Raw genomic sequence first — 24174 nt, forward strand, 5'->3', positions numbered from 1 at the left:
ACTTCTTATGACCCACTCAGCCGCAGGCGATCGCTAGGCGCTTCGTTATTGGGCAACCAGATTAGGGAGTTATTGGGCTGACTCGGAACGACTATCAGCGGCTCAGCTTGGTCTGGCAGGATGGAAGCATTCGGCGGTCGGGAAACTTCTAGCTCGATCGTCGATAGATCGGCATCGTACACCAGTAAATCAGCCGCCGACCCCATTGGTTCCTCCGGCTCGGCGGGCGGTTGCGCGGGCGGGTTTGGGCGTGGGGTGCCCACTTGGGCCAGTGCCGGATGACCGAGGCCCAGGAGGCCGATCGCGATGGGTAAAATCCAGAACAGTGCCTTCATTTTCTGTATCCTCCAGGGGAAGCTACACACTGCTAGCCTACAGGCAGATTGCACAAATGCCTATGAATCCCCGAAAATCTTTATTGCAGCCTTTCAGCCCATGTCCAACTAACCCGACCCTTATCCCGATCGTGGCCCCTGGCGCTCGGCAGCCTGCTCAGCCTATGCTTTATCGCCCTCTTGGGTATCATTTTGGCCTTGGCCTACCACGGCAACCTCCCCAGCAGCATCCAGGTAGTTCCGTTCTACGACAAGGTTGGCCATGTTGGGCTGTACGGCATCGGTGCTTATCTGGGCCACCATCTACTGCGGCGATTTCACCGCGCTGGCCGACCCTAGTTACCCCTTTGGCCCACCCTCTTTACTAGCTTAACGATTATCGAAGAAGGGCTGCAACAGCTTTCCCGTAACCGCACCTTTAGCCTTTGGGATTTGGGCACGAGTCTTCTGGGCATTGCGATCGGCTATGGGTTGGTGGAGATCCAATCCCATCCGCATTGACCGAGCCGCTTCCATTCCGAAGCAAGCGATCGCAAACCCACGTGGGGTAGGCATCTTGCCTGCCCCTAGACATCTTGCCTGCCCCCTTGAACAACCGACAGATCAAACATTAAAAATTAAAAATCACGAAAAAACGCCTGGACCTTTTTGTGCAACCGATCCAGGCGTTGAACTAATAGGGTTTGCTGTCGAGCTGGCTTAGCTCAGCAGAGCCTTGGCCTTAGCGATGACGTTATCCACCGTGAAGCCAAACTTCTCCATACAGACATTGCCGGGGGCCGATGCGCCAAAGCGATCGATCCCAATCACCGCACCGGCATCCCCCACATAACGACACCAACCAAAGGTCGATCCCGCTTCCACGGCTAACCGCTTGGTCACGGCCTTGGGCAGTACTGACTCCTTGTAGTTGGCATCCTGCTCGTCAAACAGTTCCCAGCAGGGCATGGATACCACACGCACCTTGGTTCCCGCCGCCCGGAGTTGTTCAGCAGCTTGCACACAGAGGTGCAGTTCACTCCCCGTGCCGATCAAGATCAGGTCAGGGGTGCCCTCACTGTCGGAAATAATGTATGCGCCCCGGCTCACTCCGTCGATCGTGGTTTCGTCATAGTTAGGCAGGTTTTGCCGTGAGAGGGCAATCACCGTAGGCCGCTGTCGGTTAGCAATAGCAACCTTATAGGCACCAGAGGTTTCATTCCCATCAGCCGGGCGTATGACCAGCATATTGGGGATGACCCGCAGGGAGGCGATCGTTTCCACGGGTTGGTGGGTGGGACCGTCTTCCCCTAGCCCGATCGAGTCGTGGGTCATCACATAAATGACCCCAATTTGCGAAAGGGCGGCTAGGCGCATGGCGGCCCGCATGTAGTCCGCAAAGACCAGGAACGTGGCACAGTAGGGAATCAGACCAGAGTTGTGCAGGGCAATGCCATTGCAAATCGCCCCCATACCATGTTCACGCACGCCAAAGCGCAGATTGCGGTTGCCATACTGCCCCTTCTGGAAGTCGCCGGAGATCTTCAACTCCGTCAGGTTGGAGTGGGTCAAGTCCGCTGAACCCCCGATCAGTTCCGGAAGGGCCGGGGCTAGGGCATTCAGGGTAATTTCCGAGTGTTTGCGGGTGGCGATCGCCTTATCAGCACTGGTGTACTTGGGTAGGGATTGCTCCCAACCATCGGGCAGGGTACCCGCCAACATCCGTTCAAATTCCTTCGCCGCATCGGGGTACTGGGTACGGTAGGTAGCCAGGGTTTCCTGCCATTCGGCTTCGAGGCTAGCGCCGCGATCGACTGCCTTGCGCATGTGATTCAACACATCGGCGGGCACCTCAAAGGGGCCATACTGCCAACCTAAGTTCTCGCGAGTGGCCTTGACTTCATCACCACCCAGGGGGGCACCGTGGACTCCTGCCGTGTTGGCCTTTTGGGGGGAGCCGTAGCCGATCGTCGTGGTGACCTTAATCAGCGAGGGTTTATCGGTGACTGCTTTAGCCGCCGCGATCGCATCCGCAATGGCCTTCAGATCCGTGTTCCCGTTAGGGACGTGCTGGACGTGCCAGCCATAGGCTTCAAAGCGCTTGCCCACATCTTCCGTGAAGGCAATATCGGTGGAACCATCGATCGAAATATGGTTGTCGTCGTAGAGGGCGATTAGCTTACCAAGACCCAGGTGACCGGCCAGGGAACAGGCTTCGCCGGAAACCCCTTCCATGTTGCAGCCATCCCCTAGGATGACGTAGGTATAGTGATCCACCAGGGTGCAGTCAGGTTGATTGAAGCGAGCGGCCAAGTGGGCTTCCGCCATTGCCAGACCGACCGCATTGGCAATCCCTTGGCCCAAGGGGCCGGTGGTGACTTCCACACCGGGGGTTTCAAAGTTTTCTGGGTGGCCAGGGGTAACCGACCCCCACTGGCGGAATTGCTTGATGTCGTCCAGGCTAACACTGTCGTAACCCGTCAGGTGGAGCAGGGCATACTGCAACATACAGCCGTGGCCCGCCGAGAGGACAAAGCGATCGCGGTTAAACCACTTGGGATTTTTGGGGTTAAACCGCAGGAACTGGTCCCACAGGACAAACGCCATTGGGGCCGCGCCCATCGGTAGGCCGGGGTGACCCGATTTGGCTTTTTCAACCGCATCGATCGCCAGAAAGCGAATCGCATTAATACAAAGTTCTTCCAAAGATTGGGAGGCAACAACCATAATGATCTACTGTGCGAGGGTTAAGGACAGCACCAACGTGCATCGAGCAGAAAGCATCGGGCAGGCGGCAATGGGGCACGACCCCGGCATCACGACTAGCTATTCAAGGCTTCGCAACGCCAGCGATCGGTTCTTTTCACCATTACCATTGACGGGGACCCGCAAGCAAGCCTAGACCTCGGAGGTTTTGAAAACCTCCGAGGTCTGGTTTAGTCGGCATATTTCCGGAAGGCCAGGGTGACGTTGTGACCGCCAAAGCCAAAGGAATTGGACAGGGCAACATTCACCGTTTGGGCACGGGCTTGACCCGCCACATAGTCGAGGTCACAGGCAGGGTCTGGGTTTTCGAGGTTGATCGTGGGGGGAACGATGTCGTTAGCGATCGCCATCACCGTCGCAACGGCTTCAATCCCGCCCGATCCGCCCAGCAGGTGCCCAGTCATGGATTTCGTGGAACTGACAGCGATCTGATAGGCATGGTCCCCCAATGCCCGTTTAATCGCTGCCGTTTCCGTGGAATCATTGGCAGGGGTACTGGTACCGTGGGCGTTCACGTAATCCACATCGGTGGCCGCTAACCCCGCATCCTTGAGGGCCAATTGCATTGCCCGCGTCGCCCCTTCACCCGTAGGCGAGGGAGCCGTCATATGGTAGGCATCACAGGTCATGCCATAGCCCACGATCTCAGCATAGATTCGGGCACCCCGCGCCCGTGCGTGTTCCAGTTCTTCCAACAACAACACCCCCGCCCCTTCACCCATGACAAAACCATCGCGATCGCGATCGAAGGGCCGACAGGCATGGGCCGGGTCATCATTACGGGTCGAAAGGGCACGGGCTGAAGCAAACCCCGCCACCGACAGCGGCGTAATCGCGGCTTCGGCACCGCCCCCCAGCATCGCTTGGGCGTAGCCGTGCTGCACCAGCCGAAAGGCATCCCCAATGGAATTTGACCCCGCTGCGCAGGCCGTCACCGCACAGGAATTGGGTCCCTTAGCCCCGACATGGATGGCCGTCAACCCGGCGGCCATATTGCCAATCATCATCGGCACCATGAACGGGCTACAGCGGCTAGGTCCCTTAGTGAGGTTAATTTCCTGCTGGTCCTCCATGACCTTGATGCCCCCCACCCCCGTCCCAATCACCACGCCGACCTGCTCGGCATTGAGATCATTAATGACGAATTGGGCATCGGCCAAGGCTTGCTGACTCGCCGCCACGGCAAACTGGGCAAAGCGATCCATGCGTTTGGCATCTTTGGGGTCCATGAAATCATGGGGGTCAAAGCCTTTGACCTCGCCCGCAATGCGACAGGCATGACGCGCCGGATCGAACCGTGTGATCGGACCAATGCCGTTACGCCCCGTGCGTAACCCCTCCCAGTAGTCGGCGAGGGTATTGCCGAGGGGAGTGATTGCGCCCAGACCAGTGATAACAACGCGCTTTAGCTCCGAACTTGCCATGAATACACAAAAAGGTAGAGAACAGGAAGGGTGGCTAACGGCCTGCCCCAATAGGGTGGCCTCAATGCCTGCGCCTGAAACCAAGCTTGTTTAGGCAGCGACCTTGTTGCGGATGTAGTCTACCGCCGCTTGCACGGTGGCGATATTTTCCGCATCTTCATCCGGGATTTCGACTTCAAACTCTTCTTCCAGCGCCATCACTAATTCCACCGTATCCAGGGAATCCGCACCCAAATCATTGGCAAAACTGGCTTCAGGCGTCACTTCCGCCGCGTCCTTACTCAATTGTTCTGCAACAATTTTTTGGACTTTGGCAAAAATCTCATCTTCACTCATGACAATTCCTCAACCCAAGTACAGAAATTCTTCCAAAAGGATGTATTGACAAGCACCCTTCATCTTAGCGGAAAGTGTACCGCTACAAATGCCGAGACTAGAAAGACCTCGGAGGTTTTGCAAACCTCCGAGGTCTGGTCTCGACTGCTAGCGGGCTAGGGCCGTCAGGGGGTGTAGATGGGGACTGCTGCGATCGCGGTAGTGGGGATTGAGCCAGCATTCGGGCAAGCTTTCGTCCGATGGGAAGACAAGCTCGTTTTTTGCAAAGGTTTCCGCTTCTTGCAGTTCTTCCCCCGCATGGAAACGCCCCATGATTTGCGTCAAGCAAGGGTCCCACAGATCTGGCAGCGTGAGAACTTCGACGAGTTGTTGACTGGGCTTATGCTTGAGAAACATGATCCTTCTCCCTGACAATCGCACGACGACGGCTTGGCACTGAAGGGGTGAAGAGCGGAAATGGTCGAGGTCTGAGCGTTAAAGGATCACTGCACTGCACCAGGGGATCAGTGCCTTACCACTTTAAGCATGACACGAACCCTGAGTAAATGTTTGCCATGAACAGAAAAGTTAAACATTCTTAGGTAAAGCGATTGAGTTCCCCCTCCAGTTGGACGACTAGCTCGGACGGATTGCCCGATCGCTGCTCGTAACAGGTGGGGGGAGCGGGGTCTGGTTGGAACTGGATCAGCTTAAATTCACAACTTTGTCCCGGTCCAATCCCTAAGATGAAGACCTCCTGTTCCGGCTTATGACCGTTCAGGATGCCGATAATTTCGCGCAATTGGTTGTTGACCTGCTCATTAAGCGTTGCGATCGCCTCACGGCGGCAGAAGACGAGGTGGGGAGTGGGTTCAAAATCAACGCCGATCGTGTCCTTTTCAGCCCCTTGTTCCAGATATAAAGCCCAATTCAGGGCAGCGAGGGTATGCTGGTGGTTACGGACGAAAGCTTCCAGTTGTTCAACCCAAACCTTCTTCACCGGGCGATTTTCCGACGGCGACCCGCCAGACATGGGGGGGTCTACATCCCAACTCATCATCCAAGACTATCCTGCGTACAGGTTGCGAGTGCCAACCATCCCAGTCTACCCACCCTAGTGCCGCACATCTAGTGCAGGCGGCCATTGTATATGAGATTCTGACAGTAACTCCTGCAAAATCAGCGTTCAAGGAAGGGAACTATGAAGCGGCGTCAGTTTATGACCCAAACCGCGATCGGGGCGGGGACAGTAGCAGCCCTAGGGGCGTGTAGTCATGCCACCCCAACGGCAGGCACCACCGGGAGCGATCTCCCGATCGTGCGCTGGCAAATGGCCACCAGTTGGCCCACCTCCCTGGATACGCTGTTTGGGGCTGCCCAAACCCTGGCAGAACGGGTCAGTGCCATGACCAATGGCCGCTTTACGATCGAACCCGCCGCAGCGGGCGAAATTGTCCCCGGTCTTCAGGTCCTGGACGCTGTGCAGGCCGGTACAGTCCAGTGCGGTCACTCCGCCAGCTACTACTACATTGGCAAAAATTCCGCCCTCGCCTTTGGCACCTGCGTACCCTTTGGCTTAAATGCCCAGCAACAAAATGCATGGCTCTACTACGGCGGCGGCCTTGAGGCAATGAACAAAATCTACAGCGATTTCAATGTCATTGCCTTTCCGGCGGGGAATACCGGTGTTCAGATGGGGGGTTGGTTTAAGCGGGAAGTGAACACGGTCTCTGACCTGAATGGCCTCAAGATGCGGATTCCGGGGCTGGGGGGTGAGGTTCTGGCCCGCCTGGGGGTGAATGTCCAGGTTTTGCCAGGGGGCGAGATCTTCCTGGCCCTTGATCGCGGCGCGATCGATGCCGCTGAATGGGTCGGTCCCTACGATGACGAGAAGTTGGGTCTGCACGATGCCGCCGAATTTTATTACTATCCCGGTTGGTGGGAGCCAGGGTCTAGTTTTGATCTCACCATTAACCGCACAGCCTGGCAGCAATTGCCGCAGGAGTACCAAGCCGTAGTGGAGACAGCGGCAGCCTATACCAACATTGATTGCTTGTCCAAGTACGATGCCCGCAATCCAGAGGCCCTGGCGCGATTGTTAGCAAAGGGCACGAAACTGCGGCCCTACAGCCGCGACATCCTCACCGCCGCCCAACGGACAGCCGTAGACCTATTGGAAGAAAAAGCCACCGCCAATCCGAGTTTTCGGGAAATTTACGAACCCTGGAAAACCTTCCGAGAAGCGATCTTCCGTTGGCATGGCGTTAGTGAACTGGGCTATGGCAGCTTTGCGATCGCCTCACCACCCCCGCCGTAAATCGGCATGATTACCCCCGGTCAGTCCGCTGGGTCCTAGTCGCGCGAACGGTCAATTCGGCACCGTTGGTCAGGCTGGCTTTAGCCTACAACGGCTGAAGCCGTTACGACGAACCTGGTTGCCCCCGCCGAATAGCAGTCTAGTTAAGCCTGTTTGTGAGTTAGGAATCCCCGCGTCTTCAGCGCGGGGTAGATGTCAATCTTGCATTTAGTACGGGTAATTGCCCATCGCCCTGAAGAAAGAGAGTAGGGGGAGGTGGGGGCCTATGCCCCCTGGGCTACGATCGGGGTCACCCCACCCTACCGATCAGCCAATGTCACGCCGTCAGGCAGGATGAAAACTCGTCGTCATGGCTAATCCCGATCATGTCGCACGCTTAAAAGAGGATGTCGCGGCTTGGAACCACTGGCGACAAACCCACCTGGATCTCATTCCCGATCTGGCCGGGGCCAATCTGCGCTATGCCCAATTACAGGGCGCTAATCTCTTCGGGGCACTCCTTGCCGCCACTGATCTGTTTGCCGCTGACCTTAGCCATGCAGACCTGAGCGCCGCCAACCTCAACCTAGCCAACCTCGATCGGGCGGTTCTGAATGCGGCCAACCTCACCCAAGCCCTGCTGACCAGCGCCCGCCTCCGGGAAACCACCCTCAGTGCCGCCAGCCTCAGTCGCGCCCAACTATTCCGCGCCGACCTCACCCGTGCCTTTCTCTTCCAAGCCAACCTTTATGCCGTTGATCTGCGCCAAGCCTCGCTGGTGGAAGCCACCCTCAAGGAAGCCAGCCTAAGCTGCGCCAACCTCCAGGCTGCCAACCTCCAGGGGGCCGATCTCCGGGGGGCCGATCTCCGGCAAAGTAACCTCGAAGCCGCCACCCTGACCGGAACCTTCCTGGCCGGGGCCGACCTATGCGGCCTAGTGTTGCCCGACGGCAGCCGCTACGAACCCACCCTCCTGGCCGACAATCCCACGGAAATACCAGGAGCGATCCCAATTTGTTCTAAATTGTTATAAGACAGCCTGTCAAACATACGTGAAACTTTGGAGGTAAGTATGCGCCTCATAACTTCGCTCAGACGGAGTTTGAGTCTTCTGCTGGTCACTGGCTTTCTGGTGCTGGGTACCCTTTGGGTGGGTGTAGCCCCGGCAGCAGCAGAAACCTATACGGTCAAAATGGGGGCTGACAACGGGATGCTCGCCTTTGAACCCGCTAAGCTGACCATCAAAAAGGGCGACACCGTCCAGTGGGTGAACAACAAGCTCCCTCCCCACAACGTCGTCTTCGATCCGGCTAAGGTCCCTGGTGGTGACGCCGCCCTCGCCAAAAGCCTTTCCCATAAGCTGGTTTATCAACCCGGTGAAACCTTTGAAAACACCTTTGATGTTGCGGGTGAATACAGCTACTACTGTGAACCCCACCGGGGCGCCGGCATGGTTGGCTCGATTACCGTAAACTAACCGCCCCCACCGCAGCGATTCATGGGCGATCGGAGACCCTCAGTCTCTACACACACCTCTCCCCAGGAGAGGTGTTGTTTTTTGTACATAGATGATGAGTATATTTGGGGATCAATCCGGCTCTTAAGCCTAGGGAGGTTCCCCGTATTACCTAGTTCCCGTGGGCCAGGAACGTGCCTACCCCACTGCCACAAGGTTTCCTATGACGATCCTGCCTTGTGGCCCACAGCTCCCGTCAGTCCCAACGGTCTATAAATATCTATAAAGATTGGATTAAATGTATGCGCTGATGCAGAATGGGAGTGACAGCTCACGGGATCTTAAGCAATAATATTTTCGTGCAATTGGTTTGATGTAAGTATTTTGACTGAAAGTTTTGACTGGAGTGGGACATCCATTGGAACATTAGCATCCCTATCCCATGAAGGTAAAGTAGATAATACGCGGTGAATTTAGAGCGTTTTATAATTTTTACTTATTTTCTTACGGTTTCAGTGTACTCACGATCGCCTGTCACTAGGCGCATCCAATTCCCAAGCAGTTACTCGCTGGGGTGGGTGTCTCTACTGCCTATCACTGCCTGTCAGTTTCGATGTTGGCTAGTTAGCCGCTCCACATAACCTTACCCCCCCATACCTCCCAAATCGTCATGGCCCATTTACAACCGACTGTCCTTGTCATTCAGGCAACAGAGTTCCAGGGACAAGCCTGGGAACTGGCCTTAGCATCCCAACAAGTGGCCGTTATTCGTGAATCTCCAGATGCGGATGTGATTCTCATCCTGCGGCAACTGCAAGAAGCTGGGATTGGACTACCGGACCTGCTCTTGCTGGACATGGGGATTTCCGGCCTCAACCCCTACGCCTTTTGTCGCCTCTGCCGGGATGCGTATCCCGATCTTGCGATTATTCTCACCAATAACAGCCAACGGCAAATTTCTGATGCCGAGCGTCGTTGGGCAGTGTTCCAGGGGGCGCAGGGGGTTGTTCCCGGTTTCCAACGGGAGACCTTGCTAACCGATCTGATGTCAGGAGTTGAGCAGGTCTTGCAATTCCTGGAAAATAAGGCCCTGGATCAGCAGTCATTAATCCCCGTGCTGTTGGATCTGAGTAAGGTGCCAGAGCGGCGGAATCCCATGCCCCAGAAGCTTGCGGCTAAACGCCTAGAACCCCGGCTCCCAGCGCCTCCGGTTGCGAATCCCAAGATTCAAGTGGAAACCAAGGTGATCGCGAGCGCACCCAAACCTGCCGCTGCCCCACCGGAAGAACCCGCCGTGCCAACCCCCGTCCGCCGCTATCGGGGCACTGTTTATTAAGGCACCGTTTTTAGGGTAAGGCGCGTCGCGAGTCCGGCCTGTCGGTCAACTCTGGTGCGGTGCCGGGGCAAAGGTGCCGTGCCGGGGCAAACCTGAATCTTGGATAAACTTGCCACCGCTTCCGAAACAGTTGCTTTATAATGGGGCGACTGTGAGAGGCGGCTTGTCTCCTCGTTACGCCCAGAGGAGATTTCAACCGCAAGCCTTCAGGCAATAGGGCGATTCAGGGATTGCTTCAAGTCGGCGGAAACCATGACTCTTTCCAGACTGCCATTATTGCGGGGAAAACGTTCCGATCGGGGTGAGGTCAGGCAATCGTCTCCAGGCCCGACCCCCCGCTCGTCGCCGTGGACGCGCCAACCCAAATCGGCTGATCGCTCTGCCCCAAGCCTTTCTGGGGCTGGGGTCAACCCTGCTGAGCGGACGGGGGCATGGCGATCGCGATGGGTTCCCCCGCCACTGGCCCAATCCCATCAGCGTTCCCGTCGGCATTCCCGCCCCGCGCCCAATCCGGCGGCTGCGCCTCGGTCCCGTCCCTCCCGTACCGCACGTTCACGGGAAGTTTTGAGCCAGCCTTCGCGTCTACGCTTTTTGTTGGTCTGGGGGTTGCTCGTAGCCAGTAGTGTGGGGTTGCTTGTGAATCTAGGGCGCTTACAGATTTTGGAGGCAGCCGACCTGCAAGCACGCGCCCAGGAGCAACAAACCGCCCTAGTGCGGCCCTTTATTCCCCGCCGTCCGATTACCGATCGCAATGGCGTGGTCCTAGCGATCGATCAACCGGTGTACCTAATGTACGCCCATCCCCGGATGTTCACGCTCCCGCCCGAACAGGTGGCAGCCCAGTTAGCCCCCCTCCTGGACCGTCCCGTGGAGGCATTGGTGCAAACCTTTACCCAAGCCGATACGGGAGTTAAGGTGGCCATCGACTTACCAGAGGCAATCGCCCAACAGATCCAGCGTTTGCAATTGGATGGCCTGGATTTAGAGCAACAGCAGGAACGCCTATATCCCCAGCAAGAGTTGTTTGCGGGGATCGTTGGTTATGTCAATGCCGATCGCCAGGGGCAGGCCGGGGTTGAGTTTAGTCAACAGAAGGTTCTAGAGCGATCGGCTCCCGATCTCCGGCTCCGGCGGACAGGGGATGGCACAATTCTGCCGATTGACCTGCCGGAAAGCTTTTTACACGCCGATACCCTGCGCCTGCAACTAACCCTTGACAGTGGCCTTCAGCGGGTCGCCCGGACAGCCCTCCAGGAACAAATCAAAAAATTTAATGCCAAACGGGGCACCGTTCTGGTCATGGATGCCAGAGACGGATCGCTGCTTGCCCTCGTTTCGGAACCGTCATTTGACCCCAACCGCTACTATGAAGCGGACATGGCTTTACTAAAGAACTGGGCACTCACTGATCTCTATGAACCGGGTTCCACGTTCAAGCCCATTAACGTCGCGATCGCCCTGGAAGCAGGTGTGGTAGAGCCGCAAACCGTGTTACCGGATGAGGGGGAAATCTTCGTCGATGGTTGGCCGATTCGGAACAACGATGGCGTCTCCTATGGTTCCCTATCGATCATCGAAGCGGTGAAATACTCTAGCAATATCAGCATGGTCCACATGGTCGAGCGGATGAAGGCAGATACCTACTACGACTGGCTCGAACGCATTGGCCTGGGTAAACCGGTGGGCATTGACCTGCCCTTCGAGGCCGAGGGACAGGTGCGATCGCGGCAGGAATTTGCCGAAACCAAAATCAATCGAGCCACAACGTCCTTTGGCCAAGGCTTTTCCCTAACCCCTCTACAATTACTACGCCTACACGGGACCCTGGCCAGCGGTGGCCTGATGATCACCCCCCATGTCGTACAGGGGTTAATCGATGAAAACGGCAAATCCCAATGGCAGCCCACCCTACCGGATGCGAAGCGCGTGTTCTCAGCGAAAACTGCCCAAGCGGTGGTGGAAATGATGGAACAAGTGGTGAAGGATGGGACGGGCAAACCGGCCCAAATTCCGGGATATCGGATTGCGGGCAAAACAGGCACAGCCCAAAAAGCCAGCCCCTACGGGGGCTATAGCAATGCGGTCATCACCAGTTTTGTGGGCATTCTGCCGGTGGAAGCGCCCCGTTATGTGGTGCTGGCCGTGGTGGACGAACCCACTGGCGGCGTGGTCTTTGGCTCAACCGTAGCAGCCCCGATCGTCAAGACCGTCATGGAAGCCCTCATTGTCACCGAGGGCATTCCACCCACCAGTACCCGCTAGGGAGCGGGTGACCTACCACGCCTCAACCTTTTGTCTAGAGACCGATCATGGTGAATGTGGGCGAAGCGATCCCGGCGGGAATCGGGACCTTGTATGGGCTGAGCGTCGGTCCCGGCGATCCAGAGTTACTGACCCTGAAGGCGTGGCGCTTATTGCAACGTGCCCCAGTGGTGGCCTTTCCGGTGGGGGTGGGGGGTAACCCAGGGATTGCCGAGCGAATTATTGCGCCGTGGTTACAGCCGCACCAGCAGCAAGTGGCCCTGAAGTTTCCCTATGTCCACGATCGTGACCAGTTACGCACCGCCTGGGACACAGCGGCAATGATCGTCTGGCAGTATCTCCAGCAGGGACAGGATGTGGTCTTTGCCTGCGAGGGTGATATTAGTTTCTACAGTACCTTTACCTATTTAGCCCAGGCATTACGGCAGTTACCTGCTGTGGTCACTATCCCTGGGGGGATTGCGATCGTCACCGTACCAGGGGTTTGCTCCCCCGTGGCCGCTGCTGCCGCCCTCAACTTGCCCTTGACAATGGCGGAACAGCGGTTGTTAATCTTGCCGGCCCTTTATGCGATCGCTGATTTGGAAGCCGCCCTGAACCAGGCGGATGTGATCGTGCTGCTCAAGGTCAGTTCGGTGTATCGCCAGGTCTGGCCAATCCTACAGCGCCATCATCTCTTAGCTCAAAGTGCCGTCGTTGTCCGAGCAACGGCTCCCGATCAGCAGATTTATCATGACCTCAGTGCCCATCCCAACTTACAACTGCCCTATTTTTCCCTGCTGATCATCTGGCGATCGCGGAGCATCGCCCCTGACACAGCACCACCAGCCTAGCACTAAGAGTCTGTCGTCGCTAAAAAGGGGAATGGTCGATTGGTGTTGAATTTGCAAACCCCAACACGTTTGCTTGGTTGGGCCGCACGGCGTTTGACCCAGTCTACTAATCAATTAAGCTTCACAACCCCCTAGGGATTCAGCGGAATATCGGCCACCTTAAGCTGTAACTCCTGATCAGGATAATTCGTCAGCATCAGCGATACACTTTGGGCGTCTTCTAGCAAGGCCGTGGGAATCCGCACGGTTCCCTTGAAGGCATCGCTGCGGGGGGGTAATTCGCCCGGTAGCCCCTCCGCGATCGCACTTAGGGGCCGGCCATTGTTATCAGACACATCCAAAAAACTGTAGAGGAACCGGATCGGCTGGGCACTTTCATTTTGCAGACTCACATCCAGCAGCAATGATCCCCCCTGGCGACGCGATCCCAACACCGCCAGTTTCACCTCCTTATCCTGGCTGACCAAGGGGAAAGTCCCCGCAGGCGAGACACCGGGACTGGGACTGGCGGCGGGACTGGCAGCAGGACTGGGCTGGGCAGTAGCGGCGTCGGTTGCCGAGGGCTTGGTGAACGCGTCAGCGGGGGCACCCCCTTGTTGGGTTCGCTTGAGGACAGTGGCCAGGATATCGGCTTCCTTCAGCAGGATGGGGGTGGCACTGTCATTAATCCCCGGTCGATGACCGAGGGGCTTTTTCGTCGGGCGAGCTTCCGGTTGTCTAACGCCTTTGAGGGCTTGTCGCCCTAGGGCAAAGCCAGCCGCTGCGCTGACAAAGCCTGCCCCAAACATTAAGGACAAGAGCAATAAACTAAGTGCAAGTGTTGAGTTGAGTCGCATACGGCCCGATCAAACCCCGTCAGCAAAATCCACTAGCTACGTTTTAAGGCAAAGAGATAAATTTTGCCAGTCCCTAGCCTGTCAGTTGGATTCAGGGACATTACAATAGGGGAAATTCTACGATGACCAGGGTTGGCCGAGCGGTCTAGGCAGCGAACTCATAATTCGCCTCAGGCAGGTTCAACTCCTGCACCCTGGATTTTCGCCCTCCCGATCGCTGGGGGGTAGGCCAATTGCCCCTAGCCCCTCCACCCGATCGCTGACTCAAGTTGTCACTACGAACGTAGCCCGATCGGGGTGAGGGATTACGGGAGAACAAAAACAGGTTGGGTCGTCCTAACGCAGCGGAATCCGCTCGAAGACCAGTTCACTGCCCAGAATCCGGGCACCCCCCAACTCTGGGGAGAGCCGGATCGAGGTACTAAACGGATTATCGGCATCCAGGGTGCGCATCAAGGGGTCACTGGAGGTTTGCTGGAGCCAGATTTCCTGATGGAGCCGTGCTACTCGCCGAGAGTCGCGCAGAATTTGGTTTTCGGGATAATCCCAAAATAGCTGGGCGGTTTGTTCGAGCAGGGTGGCGTTGCCGAAGATATCCTTCGAAGCACGGAAAAATTCCGTATTGAACGCAGTGGGAATGGTCACATAGCGAATGCGGTAAAACTCTAGCTGTTCTTCAGCCCGCACCGCTGGAGCAGCAAGGGCCACACCCACCAGTGTTAACAAACCCAAAAGCGCATTTCTCTTCCTCACATCCATAGGGTTAACCCTCAGAATTTTGCCCAATCTTAACTTAATTTGGGTGTGAAGGGTATGCGGGTGGGATACACCGACTCCAACGGCATCCTGGGACGACGCAGTGGGACAACACCATGATCTCTAGACCTCTAGGTACCAGGCCACCGCGAGGGTACTCCCCAGCCGCAGTAAGATGGGAAAGCGCCCGTTTTCAGACAAGCGCGAGGTAGGCATGGCCATTAGGCTTGCTTGCCTGGGAAGTCAAGCCAGTACACGCTTGGGATAGCGGTACACACGTTCGATACCCGATTTGGGTCTTCCAGCCCTGCACGCACCCTGTAAGCACTGTTCAATGGCTGTTCATGAATATTAACGTTCCCCTTTCGATTCAAGCTGCCACCCACCTAGATCTCTCCGACTTACGCGATCGCCTTTTGCAGTTCATCTGTACAGTGGCTTACCAGGAGGGCAACTTTCAACTGAGTTCTGGGCAAGCCAGCTCTTACTACATCAACGGCAAACAGGTGACACTGCATCCAGCGGGGGCGGTGGCGATCGCCCGTTTACTTCTGCCCTACTTGCCAGCGGATACCCTGGCCGTCGCGGGTCTCACCCTGGGAGCCGATCCCCTGGTAACGGCGGTGAGTGTGGTGGCTGCGTACCACGATCGCGAACTGGCTGCCCTCATCGTGCGCAAGGAACCCAAGGGGCACGGGACCCAAGCCTATCTGGAGGGGCCAACGCTGCCGCCCCAAAGTCCGGTGGTGGTCCTGGAGGATGTGGTCACGACGGGACAGTCGGCCCTCAAAGCCGTCGATCGCCTGCGGGCGGCAGGATATCAGGTTAATCAGGTGATCGCGATCGTCGATCGGCAACAGGGGGGAGCCGAGTGCTATCAGCAAGCGGGAATCGGCTTCGAGGCCCTTTTTACCCTTCAAGAGGTACAGCGTTGTTGGCGGGAATTATCCCCTGATCGCAAACGATGATTCCCACCCGGCGAACCTACCTATTACTAGGACTGGGGCTAGCGATCGCCGTTGCGCTGGATAACGCGGGGCTGCCCGATTCCCTGGTCTTCATCGTTTTGGTCTATTTTGACCTCGTGATCGTGGGGGCTGCGATCGTGGACGGTATCCGGGTACAGGGACGGCGCGTGCAGGTCCAGCGTTCGCCGATTCCCCGGCTGGCGATCGGGCGCGATAACCCCATTCACTTGACGGTGGCGAATGGGCCACAGGCGGCTGAAGTTCGTATCTATGATGCCTGTCCTCCCACCTTTGGGCCTACCACCATGCCCCTCACCGTTACCCTGGGAGCCAACCAGACCCAAACCCTCACCTATACCGTGCATCCCCGTCAGCGGGGCGAATATCCCTGGGGGGATCTTCACCTGCGACAGCAAGGCCCCTGGCAACTGGCATGGCAGACCTGGCGTCTCCCGGCAGCGCAAACCGTGCAGGTCTATCCTGACCTCATTGGCCTTCGGGAATTGACGATTCGGCTCACCCTCCAGGCCAGCGGGACCATCCGGCGGGTGCGGCAACGGGGCCTGGGAACCGAATTTGCAGAATTGCGAGACTACAGTACCGGGGATGATCCCCGCCTGATTGCCTGGAAAGCAACGGCACGGCGAGGGCAACCCCTAGTGCGAGTCCTGGAAACGGAACAGGAACAAACCTTAATTATTTTGCTCGATCGCGGGCGACTGATGACGGCACGGGTCCAGGGGCTACAACGGTTTGACTGGGGATTAAACGCCACGCTCTCGCTGGCATTGGCTGGCTTGCATCGGGGCGATCGGGTAGGGGTGGGAGTATTTGAGCAGCGCTTAACCCTATGGATACCGCCGGAGCGGGGACAGGCCCACCTGGCCCATATCCTGGAACGCTTGACACCGCTACAGCCGGAATTATTAGAGCCAGATTACGTCGGAGCCGTGACGACACTGGTCACCCAGCAACCCCGTCGCGCCCTGGTGGTGGTGATTACGGATGTGGTGGATGCAACGGCTTCGGCGGAATTACTCTCGGCGTTGGCCCATTTGACGCCCCGTTATCTCCCCTTCTGTGTGACGCTGCGCGATCCAGGGGTGGATGCAGTAGCCAGGGGGGACGGTTTTGGCATCCTACCGAGGTCCGCAGACCCCCAGGTAGCCAGTGGCAATAGGCTGCCCCACCCGTCTAATCTCGATCGCGCCTATGCCCGTGCGGTGGCCCTGGATATTTTAGACCAGCGCCGGGTTGCCTTTGCCCAATTGCGTCAGCGGGGGGTGCTGGTCCTGGATGCGCCCGCTACCCAGGTGAGCGAGGCCGTCGTCGATCGCTATTTGCAACTGAAAGCGCGGAACCAACTTTAGAACCAACCTTGAGTAGATGGCAGGTTTGCCGCGATCGGGGCATACTAACACCGTCGCCCGCAGACGCGCCTGACGCGCCTACTCACTCGGCCTGCATTCACCATGTCTACTGCCTTTATTGCCCAAGTTATCAACCTCACCAACCAGGAGCGGGCCAAGGCTGGCTTGAGCGCCCTCGTGCCTGACTCTCGCTTGATCAATGCCGCCGAGGCCCACAGTGAAGATATGGCCTTGAAGGATTACTTTAGCCACACTGGTTTAGACGGCTCTACATTCAACAGTCGGGCGACAGCCTTTGGATTTAGCGGTGCCGCTGCGGAGAATATTGGGGCCGGGTATACCACCCCAGAAGCAGTCGTGAGTGGTTGGATGAATAGCCCCAACCATCGTCAGAATATCTTGAATCCCAATTTGCAAAGTATTGGCGTTGGCTATTTCTTCCTGGCCAATGATACAGGCAATATCAACTACAAACACTACTGGGTCCAGGTCTTGGGTCGGACCTCAGGCAATAATACGATTCCTAACGGGTCAACGACTGGTAGCGGTAGTCATTCCGACAATACCGATTCTGGCAATACCGATTCTGGCAATACCGATTCCGACAATACCGATTCTGGTCATTCAGGCGTGGTGGGTACGGAGGGGGATGATGAGTTGCTAGGGACTAGTGGTCACGATACCCTTTCCGGGCGGGGCGGCAATGATTGGTTGCATGGACGGCAGGGCAACGATCGCCTCCTGGGTGAAGCCGGGAATGACACCCTTCGCGGCGGCAAAGGGGATGATTTTCTCTCTGGCGGGGATGGGAATGATTGGCTCTACGGCGATCGCGAAAAGGATACGGTCATTGGTGGCAATGGGGATGATACCCTCTACGGGGGCAAAGATCACGATTCCCTGGTGGGGGATGCTGGCAACGATGTGTTAGGGGGGGATTTAGGCCGAGATACCCTCATTGGGGGACCGGGCCGGGATACCTACATTCTGGGTGGGGATATGTTTGACGTTGTCTTTTATAACGATCGCGAAGACTTTATCCAACTACCCACGGGCGTGACCTTTGCCGATCTGATGATTCGCCAGGGCTTTGATGAATTTGTCCCGGATAAGCAAGTTGAAACACTCATTACTAACCGCAATACTGGCCAGTTAATCGCTGTCCTGCCAGGAGTTGAGGCGAGCTTAATTGGGCCAGAGGATTTCATCTAGCTCTCCGTCGGCAGCAGATAAATTCCACCCGAAAGCAGCGTCAAAGCGACAGCTATCCAAAACAGCACTAGGGTCGGCAACTGCCACGGATCGGGTAACGGTGCAATCAGCAACGCGATCGCAGCCATCTGGCTAACGGTTTTAAGCTTACCCCAGAGGTTGGCTCCCCGAATTTGGGCTTGATTGACCCGCCACCCGGCGATCGCCAATTCCCGCGCCAGAATGAGAAATACCCCCCAGGCGGGCACTTGTCCCAACTCAACCAGGGCCAACAAGGGCGCCAGGACCAGCAACTTATCCACCAACGGATCAAGAAACTTCCCCAGGTCCGTCACTTGTTGCCAACGACGGGCCAGATAACCATCCAGCCAATCCGTCCCCGCTGCCAGCAGAAAAACCCCCAGGCAAACCCACCGCCAGCGATCGCTAGGGTCATGGAGGCCATAGAGCAACAGGGGCACAGCCAGAAGACGCGAAACCGTGATCCAGGTGGGAAGGTTCATGGGCAATAAATTTTGACTTGTGAATTTTGACTTGTGAATTTTGACTGGCTTTCCCCAAGGCTGGGACCTCTAGACCCATAAAACCGCCACCAGGCAGAGCAGGGTAAACCCCATCACTGCCATGAGGGCCACTTGCTCAGCCCGGATCCAGGAATGTTTGACCATCTGGGTTAGGCGCGCCTGCTCATCAGTGGAGAAACGGGTGAGAAAGGCAACTGTTTGGTCAGGGGAAAGGGCTTGGGCCGCATCCTGGAGGGCGACGATCGTCGTCTGCTGCGTTTGGGCATCTAGTGTTTCCTTTTGAGCAACCCCTGTGGCAATCCCGCCCAAGAGGGAGGTAATCAGCAACGCCCCGACGATCGCCGTCCCCAAGGCCGTGCCGAGCAGTTTCGCCGTATTGGTGAGACCAAACGCTTCGTCCGCTGTGTCCAGTTGGGTGTTGGCTAGCGTTACCGGCGTGATCTGCGCCAGTACCAGGCCCGCGCCGCAACCTAACACGAGGAGTCCGGTCAGTAACTCATCGCCTGTCAGCGTGGAAGCTAGAGCCTGGTGGAGGGTAGCCATGCCAATCATCATGATCACCAACCCAAACAGCATTACGTACCTGGGTTGAATCAACTGGCCCAACCCAGAGGCACTCAGGACCAGGACCCCCACACTCAGGGACAGGGGCAGCAGGATGCTCGCACTCTGCCAAGGACTGAGGCCCAAGGCTCCCTGTAAAAAGACGGGAATAGTAAATAAAATCGCTGCCATAATCAGGTTCAACACGCCAGCGGCGATCATGCTTGCCAATAAAGGACGATGGCGTAGCAGAGCCAGACGCACCAAGGGGGTTTTACCCAACTGCACCTGTTGCTGCTGCCACAGCCCCAATGTCACCAGGGACATCAGGCCCAAAGCAATCAAGAAAGGGACAATCGAGAGTCCCAAGGGGGCCACCTCCCAATCCCCCAGCAGGAAAGGACGTTTTGCCCACACCCAACCGTAATGACTCGCCAGAATCACCCCAAACAGGATAAACATGAACCCCGTCGCCACGAGCAGGATGCCCAGCCCGTCGATCGTGGCCCCTGGCTGCGGTTCGGAACGCGGCAGGAGATAAGTCAAGGCCAAAATGATAACGACGATCAGCGTTTCACTGCCAAAGGCTAAGCGCCAACTTAACTGGGAAGCCATAAAGCCACCCCAAATGAGACCGATCGTCACGCCGCTGGCCTGCACCCCACCGATCACGCTCAAGCTAAGGGCAAGTTGTTGACCCACATATTGGCGGGTGAGGAACGTCAGCAACATCGGCAGGATCAGGGCAGCGCCCAATCCTCCCATCAACGACCACCCTAGGGCCAGAATCCCAATATTGGGGGTCAGGGCTGCCGTCAGCGTCCCAACGGCGTAGCAGACTAGGCCCAGGATAAAAACTCGCCGGCGGCCAAACACATCACCAAACTTCCCCCCGGCGATCGTGAAGGCCGCCATGACCATCGCGTACAGGGCAATAGCGGCTTGGATGCCTTGCACGGTTGTATTCAAATCGGCGACGATAGCGGCGATCGCCACATTCATTATGGTGATATCAAACACCAGGACAAAGGCGGCCAAACCGATAACGATGAGCACGCCCCAGGTTGCGAGGAAGGAGGATTGTGGTTGCGACATAGTGCTAATCAATCCTGAACATTGCTCCTGAACAAAACACAGAGGAAGTTGAGAGCCACCCCCCGGTGCAGACGCGGGGATTCCTAACTAGCCAACGAACTGAACTGAACGGCTATTAGGCGGGTTAACGGCTCAACAGGACTAGCGAGCGAACCCGTCCTATGCGCCATCCCTGTCCATTGAGCGTCATGGACGTGCCCCGCCCCGACTGGCTGGATATTGACAGCGGCCTTCTCATCCCGATCGTGATGGGTACCACAATTCATACAGACAACCTCATGCACCGACAGATCGAGCTTCCCCCAACGGTAACCCCATTCAGAACCAACCTGACGGGCTGGTTCCCAACGACTAACCGTCCGGAAGTCGCCTTCGCGAAGCGTCTCCGTAGGGGAAACGCTCCGGGTAGACAGCTTATGCAACCCCCCCCTTACGGGTATTGGGTTCTTTCGCCCTCAGTCTAGCAACCTTAAGCCGCATAACCTCACGGCGTTGAGAGGATGTTTAAAAAGGGGGATCGCGGTTATCGCACTGCCATGCCTGGTAAGGTACAGACCAGGGGCTTAAGCCCCTGGTTCGCAAGGCTTGACCGTACTTCATTAGAGAGGGAACGGCTGTCAAACCGTGACTACGAACCTCGACATTGGACTGTCCTAAGGGTTGCTTGGCGTTTGTAGTGGCGACTTCAGCCGCCAAAACGGCTGGTTTCTGGACTTTTCCAACACCCTCTTAGACCCGTTTTTTCGATCAGTTCGTTCCCCAAGCCAACCCCAAGCTCACTGGCTCGGCTCAACGCTTTTGATACCTGCGCGATAAAACCTTATGCAAGTATATTGGCGCAATGTTAATATTACTTGCATTCGATGCGTGATAATGGGCTGGTTTGCCAGGGAATGATCAAAAAACGAGGGTGGTTTTGGGGATTGGCGTTAGTGGGGGTGTTGGCAGCGTGCGGTATGCCCAGGAGCCATCAGTCGCCCGCTGTGCCTGACGTTGCAGCGACATCAACGGTTGCGCCAGTCACTTTAACGGTCTCAGCCGCAGCTGATTTGAATTATGTGTTTCCAGAGATTGGCCGGTTATGGGAGCAGGAAACGGGGCATCGGGTAACTTTCAACCTAGGTTCGACGGGACAACTGGCACAGCAGATTGAGCGGGGGGCACCGGTAGATCTGTTGGCAGCAGCTAACAAGAAATTTGTCGAGGATTTAGACCAAAAAGGGTTAGTGTATGCCGACACGAAGGCGCTGTATGGTGTGGGACGACTGACCCTGTGGCAACGGGAAGCTGGGCCGCATCCCCTTGAGCATATCCAGGACTTAATGAATGCGGAAATCAAGCGGGTGGCGATCGCCAATCCCGATCATGCCCCCTATGGTGTGGCGGCGCGGGAAGCCTTGCAGGCAGCGGGGATTTGGGAGGCGATTCAACCCAAACTGATCCTGGGAGAAAACATCCACCAAACCCAGCAGTATGCGGAAACAGGCAATGTGGATGTGGCGATCGCGGCCCTTTCTATTAGCGTTGAGCAACCGGGCAAATGGGTCCTGGTTCCAGAGAACCTTCATACCCCCCTAGAACAAATGCTAGTCATTCCCAAAAGTGCAGATCATCCAGAGGAGGCCAAACAGTTTGCCGCCTTTATTAATAGCGAGCCGGGAAGATTTTTAATGCGGAAGTATGGCTTTGTCCTACCGGGAGAGGCACCCGTTTCATGATTTGGCAACCGGCAATTTTGTCCCTCCAGGTTATTATTCTGGCGAGCTTACTGATCTTCAGCCTGGGCCTTACTCTGGGGATCTTTCTGGCAAGAAAACACTTTCCTGGGCAGATTTTTGTGTCTACTGTCCTCAACCTACCCCTGGTCTTACCACCCAGTGTTGTGGGCTATGGCTTATTACTTGTCTTGGGTCGAGGTAGCCCGATTAAAGAGTGGTTCGGTATTGATTTATTGTTCACCTGGCAGGCCGGGGCGATCGCCTCAACGGTGGTGGCACTACCCCTGATGGTGGAATCGACTAGGGCCGCGATCGCCAACGTTAACCCAGAACTGGAAGCTGCTGCCCGCACCCTGGGATCAAGCGAGTGGGAGGTTCTGCGGCACATTACAATTCCCACTGCCTATCGTGGTATTTTGGCTGGCTTCGGACTGAGTGTGGCCCGTGCCTTAGGTGAATTTGGGGCAACCCTAATGGTCGCGGGTAATCTTCCGGGGCGCACCCAAACCCTACCGCTGGCGATTTACGACGCCGTGCAGATGCAGCGTTACAGCTTGGCCAACAGCATGGTCATCCTCGTGACCACGATCGCCTTAACGCTACTCTGGGGGGTCAGGCATATCGAAGCACAACACTCCCACGGTCAACCACACCCCAATCAATGGCACCCCAATCAACGGCAAGCATCCCCTCAGAATCACCCTCGCGCCCCCCATCCCTGCCATGAAACTGATCGTCGATCTGCAAAAACACCTGCCCTATTACGACCTAGACGTTAGCTTTAGCCTTGCGGGCGAAGCCCTGGGTATATTGGGCGCTTCGGGTTCTGGTAAAAGCATGACTCTGCGTTGCATTGCCGGGATTGAAACCCCCACTAGGGGCACCATCATCCTGAACGATCGCGTTTTATACGATTCTCGTCAGGGGATTAATCTACCGAGTCGCGATCGTAAAGTGGGTTTTGTATTCCAAAACTATGCCCTTTTCCCGCACTTGACCGTGGCGCAAAATATTGCCTATGGGTTGAAAAAACTTCCGAAGGCCATAGTCAAACACCAGGTTACGCAGCACCTCGACCAATTCAAACTCAGTGGATTAGGCGATCGCTACCCCCAGCAATTATCCAGCGGGCAACAGCAGCGGGTGGCCCTAGCCAGAGCGTTAGCCCCTGAACCCGATCTGTTGTTATTAGACGAGCCATTTTCTGCCCTGGATACTCATTTACGCAACGAACTCGAAAACCATCTGATCAAAACCCTCGTTGACTACCAGGGGCTTACCCTGTTGGTCAGCCACAATCTGGAAGAAGCCTATCGGGTTTGTCAGAAATTACTGGTCCTGGATCAGGGGCAAGTAGCCGCAGCGGGAGATAAGCAAACCATTTTCGATCGCCCCGGTACCCTAGCCGTTGCCCAACTGACCGGGTGTAAGAACTACTCTCGCATTCAACCCATCGATCGCCATACACTTCGCGCGTTAGATTGGGCCTGCACGCTGCAAACGGCTGCTCCCCTTTCTCCCCACCACACTCACATTGGCATTCATGCCCACCAAATTACTTTTTTAGAGAGTCTGGATCAGTCCCCCATCCAACCCAATACCTTATCTGCCTGGGTCGCTTGGATAAGTGAAACGCCCCACCGAATAACGATCTATCTTAAGCTAGGGAAGCCGCCCATTGATACCAAGGATTACCAGCTTCAGGTAGAGGTATTTAAAGAAAAGTGGGATCAGTTAAAAAAACGCTCCATGCCCTGGTTAACCTGTCTGAGCCGCGATCGATTAATGTTACTAACATCCTAAGAGGATGTTTTAAAAGGGGGATCGCGGTTAAAACCGCGACTACGAACCTTGACGTTTGGCTGTCCTAAGGGTTGCTTGGCGTTTGTAGTGGCGACTTCAGTCGCCAAAACGACTGATTTCTGGACTTTTCCAACACCCTCTAAAAGGTTGCACTCAACGTATTGAATATTGATGCTCTCATTGACAACTCCCCGGCCTAAAGGCGCGGGGATTCTTGGCTCACAGGGTGTCTTAGACATTGCCCTCACCAAGCTTCTTGACGATGTGCCCCACCGCTGCAATCCCGCGCTGCCTCACTACCTGAGCCGCTGCCACATCCCGGTTTGCGGTGTAGCCACACGCTGGGC

The 24174-nt window shown here is 56.4% G+C and carries 25 protein-coding genes and 1 tRNA gene; 14 read left to right on the forward strand and 12 right to left on the reverse strand.

The window, feature by feature from the left end; all coding sequences use genetic code 11:
* Positions 1-5 precede the first annotated feature (5 nt).
* On the reverse strand, positions 6-335 hold the full coding sequence (locus ACWIUF_RS14985; RefSeq protein WP_448573289.1) for a hypothetical protein: 330 nt from the start codon (positions 333-335) through the stop codon (positions 6-8).
* Positions 336-515: 180 nt separating this feature from the next.
* On the opposite strand from ACWIUF_RS14985, the gene ACWIUF_RS14990 reads away from it, so the two are divergent.
* Entirely contained in the window at positions 516-674 is a 159-nt protein-coding gene (locus ACWIUF_RS14990) for a hypothetical protein (RefSeq protein WP_448573290.1), read from the forward strand.
* Positions 675-704: 30 nt separating this feature from the next.
* Here ACWIUF_RS14990 and ACWIUF_RS14995 read toward each other — a convergent pair whose 3' ends face one another.
* From ACWIUF_RS14995 to ccmS, 6 genes are all read right to left on the reverse strand, one after another.
* Positions 705-890: a hypothetical protein gene (locus ACWIUF_RS14995; protein ID WP_448573292.1), complete on the reverse strand. Its 186-nt coding sequence runs from the start codon at positions 888-890 to the stop codon at positions 705-707.
* Between the two features lie 144 nt (positions 891-1034).
* Entirely contained in the window at positions 1035-3041 is a 2007-nt protein-coding gene (tkt, locus tag ACWIUF_RS15000) for a transketolase (RefSeq protein ID WP_448573293.1), read from the reverse strand.
* A 209-nt stretch (positions 3042-3250) separates the two neighbouring features.
* Positions 3251-4504 carry a beta-ketoacyl-ACP synthase II gene (gene fabF, locus ACWIUF_RS15005; protein WP_448573295.1) on the reverse strand — a complete coding sequence of 418 codons (1254 nt, stop codon included), beginning with the start codon at positions 4502-4504 and terminating at the stop codon, positions 3251-3253.
* 90 nt (positions 4505-4594) lie between these two features.
* Positions 4595-4840 carry an acyl carrier protein gene (gene acpP, locus ACWIUF_RS15010; protein WP_448573297.1) on the reverse strand — a complete coding sequence of 82 codons (246 nt, stop codon included), beginning with the start codon at positions 4838-4840 and terminating at the stop codon, positions 4595-4597.
* A gap of 147 nt (positions 4841-4987) precedes the next feature.
* Complete coding sequence (locus tag ACWIUF_RS15015; RefSeq protein WP_448573298.1) at positions 4988-5236, reverse strand: acetyltransferase; 249 nt, start codon at positions 5234-5236, stop codon at positions 4988-4990.
* Between the two features lie 181 nt (positions 5237-5417).
* Positions 5418-5879 (reverse strand): beta-carboxysome assembly chaperone CcmS, encoded by a 462-nt coding sequence (gene ccmS / locus ACWIUF_RS15020; RefSeq protein ID WP_448573299.1) that lies wholly within the window; start codon positions 5877-5879, stop codon positions 5418-5420.
* Positions 5880-6020: 141 nt separating this feature from the next.
* Between ccmS and ACWIUF_RS15025 the strand changes: the two genes are divergently transcribed.
* The 6 genes from ACWIUF_RS15025 to ACWIUF_RS15050 all read left to right on the forward strand — a co-directional run bounded on the left by ACWIUF_RS15025 (position 6021) and on the right by ACWIUF_RS15050 (position 13002).
* Positions 6021-7136, forward strand: a complete 1116-nt coding sequence (locus ACWIUF_RS15025; RefSeq protein WP_448573301.1) for a TRAP transporter substrate-binding protein — start codon at positions 6021-6023, stop codon at positions 7134-7136.
* A 349-nt stretch (positions 7137-7485) separates the two neighbouring features.
* Complete coding sequence (locus ACWIUF_RS15030) at positions 7486-8148, forward strand: pentapeptide repeat-containing protein (RefSeq protein WP_448573302.1); 663 nt, start codon at positions 7486-7488, stop codon at positions 8146-8148.
* Positions 8149-8187: 39 nt separating this feature from the next.
* Positions 8188-8592, forward strand: a complete 405-nt coding sequence (gene petE / locus ACWIUF_RS15035) for a plastocyanin (protein WP_448573303.1) — start codon at positions 8188-8190, stop codon at positions 8590-8592.
* 649 nt (positions 8593-9241) lie between these two features.
* On the forward strand, positions 9242-9907 hold the full coding sequence (locus ACWIUF_RS15040; protein ID WP_448573304.1) for a hypothetical protein: 666 nt from the start codon (positions 9242-9244) through the stop codon (positions 9905-9907).
* A 252-nt stretch (positions 9908-10159) separates the two neighbouring features.
* A complete protein-coding gene (locus ACWIUF_RS15045; RefSeq protein ID WP_448573305.1) occupies positions 10160-12169 on the forward strand; it encodes a peptidoglycan D,D-transpeptidase FtsI family protein in 2010 nt (669 codons plus the stop codon).
* Positions 12170-12216: 47 nt separating this feature from the next.
* Entirely contained in the window at positions 12217-13002 is a 786-nt protein-coding gene (locus tag ACWIUF_RS15050) for a precorrin-2 C(20)-methyltransferase (protein WP_448573306.1), read from the forward strand.
* 131 nt (positions 13003-13133) lie between these two features.
* On the opposite strand, the gene ACWIUF_RS15055 is transcribed toward ACWIUF_RS15050, so the two are convergent.
* Complete coding sequence (locus tag ACWIUF_RS15055; protein ID WP_448573307.1) at positions 13134-13799, reverse strand: hypothetical protein; 666 nt, start codon at positions 13797-13799, stop codon at positions 13134-13136.
* Positions 13800-13964: 165 nt separating this feature from the next.
* On the opposite strand from ACWIUF_RS15055, the gene ACWIUF_RS15060 reads away from it, so the two are divergent.
* Positions 13965-14037 (forward strand) — tRNA-Ile (locus ACWIUF_RS15060).
* 137 nt (positions 14038-14174) lie between these two features.
* On the opposite strand, the gene ACWIUF_RS15065 is transcribed toward ACWIUF_RS15060, so the two are convergent.
* The gene (locus ACWIUF_RS15065; RefSeq protein WP_448573308.1) at positions 14175-14597 is read right to left on the reverse strand and encodes a hypothetical protein; all 423 of its coding nucleotides are present in this window, start codon (positions 14595-14597) and stop codon (positions 14175-14177) included.
* A 341-nt stretch (positions 14598-14938) separates the two neighbouring features.
* Between ACWIUF_RS15065 and pyrE the strand changes: the two genes are divergently transcribed.
* From pyrE to ACWIUF_RS15080, 3 genes are all read left to right on the forward strand, one after another.
* Complete coding sequence (pyrE, locus tag ACWIUF_RS15070) at positions 14939-15562, forward strand: orotate phosphoribosyltransferase (protein WP_448573309.1); 624 nt, start codon at positions 14939-14941, stop codon at positions 15560-15562.
* Complete coding sequence (locus tag ACWIUF_RS15075; RefSeq protein ID WP_448573311.1) at positions 15559-16932, forward strand: DUF58 domain-containing protein; 1374 nt, start codon at positions 15559-15561, stop codon at positions 16930-16932. Before pyrE ends, ACWIUF_RS15075 begins: the two co-directional genes overlap by 4 nt.
* Before the next feature lie 102 nt (positions 16933-17034).
* Positions 17035-18144, forward strand: a complete 1110-nt coding sequence (locus ACWIUF_RS15080; RefSeq protein WP_448573312.1) for a CAP domain-containing protein — start codon at positions 17035-17037, stop codon at positions 18142-18144.
* Here the strand turns inward: ACWIUF_RS15080 and pgsA are convergent.
* The 3 genes from pgsA to ACWIUF_RS15095 form a co-directional block, all read right to left on the reverse strand.
* Positions 18141-18647 carry a CDP-diacylglycerol--glycerol-3-phosphate 3-phosphatidyltransferase gene (gene pgsA, locus ACWIUF_RS15085; RefSeq protein WP_448573313.1) on the reverse strand — a complete coding sequence of 169 codons (507 nt, stop codon included), beginning with the start codon at positions 18645-18647 and terminating at the stop codon, positions 18141-18143. The genes ACWIUF_RS15080 and pgsA overlap by 4 nt on opposite strands.
* A 69-nt stretch (positions 18648-18716) precedes the next feature.
* Positions 18717-20306 (reverse strand): MFS transporter, encoded by a 1590-nt coding sequence (locus ACWIUF_RS15090; RefSeq protein WP_448573315.1) that lies wholly within the window; start codon positions 20304-20306, stop codon positions 18717-18719.
* Positions 20307-20389: 83 nt separating this feature from the next.
* Positions 20390-20728 (reverse strand): zinc ribbon domain-containing protein, encoded by a 339-nt coding sequence (locus ACWIUF_RS15095; protein WP_448573316.1) that lies wholly within the window; start codon positions 20726-20728, stop codon positions 20390-20392.
* Between the two features lie 561 nt (positions 20729-21289).
* On the opposite strand from ACWIUF_RS15095, the gene modA reads away from it, so the two are divergent.
* The 3 genes from modA to ACWIUF_RS15110 are packed head-to-tail and all read left to right on the forward strand — an operon-like array spanning position 21290 to position 23827.
* Entirely contained in the window at positions 21290-22024 is a 735-nt protein-coding gene (gene modA, locus ACWIUF_RS15100; protein ID WP_448573318.1) for a molybdate ABC transporter substrate-binding protein, read from the forward strand.
* On the forward strand, positions 22021-22803 hold the full coding sequence (modB, locus tag ACWIUF_RS15105) for a molybdate ABC transporter permease subunit (RefSeq protein ID WP_448573320.1): 783 nt from the start codon (positions 22021-22023) through the stop codon (positions 22801-22803). Before modA ends, modB begins: the two co-directional genes overlap by 4 nt.
* Complete coding sequence (locus ACWIUF_RS15110; protein WP_448573321.1) at positions 22748-23827, forward strand: sulfate/molybdate ABC transporter ATP-binding protein; 1080 nt, start codon at positions 22748-22750, stop codon at positions 23825-23827. Before modB ends, ACWIUF_RS15110 begins: the two co-directional genes overlap by 56 nt.
* Positions 23828-24174: the final 347 nt, after the last annotated feature.

This window comes from Trichothermofontia sp. (genome assembly GCF_053493415.1).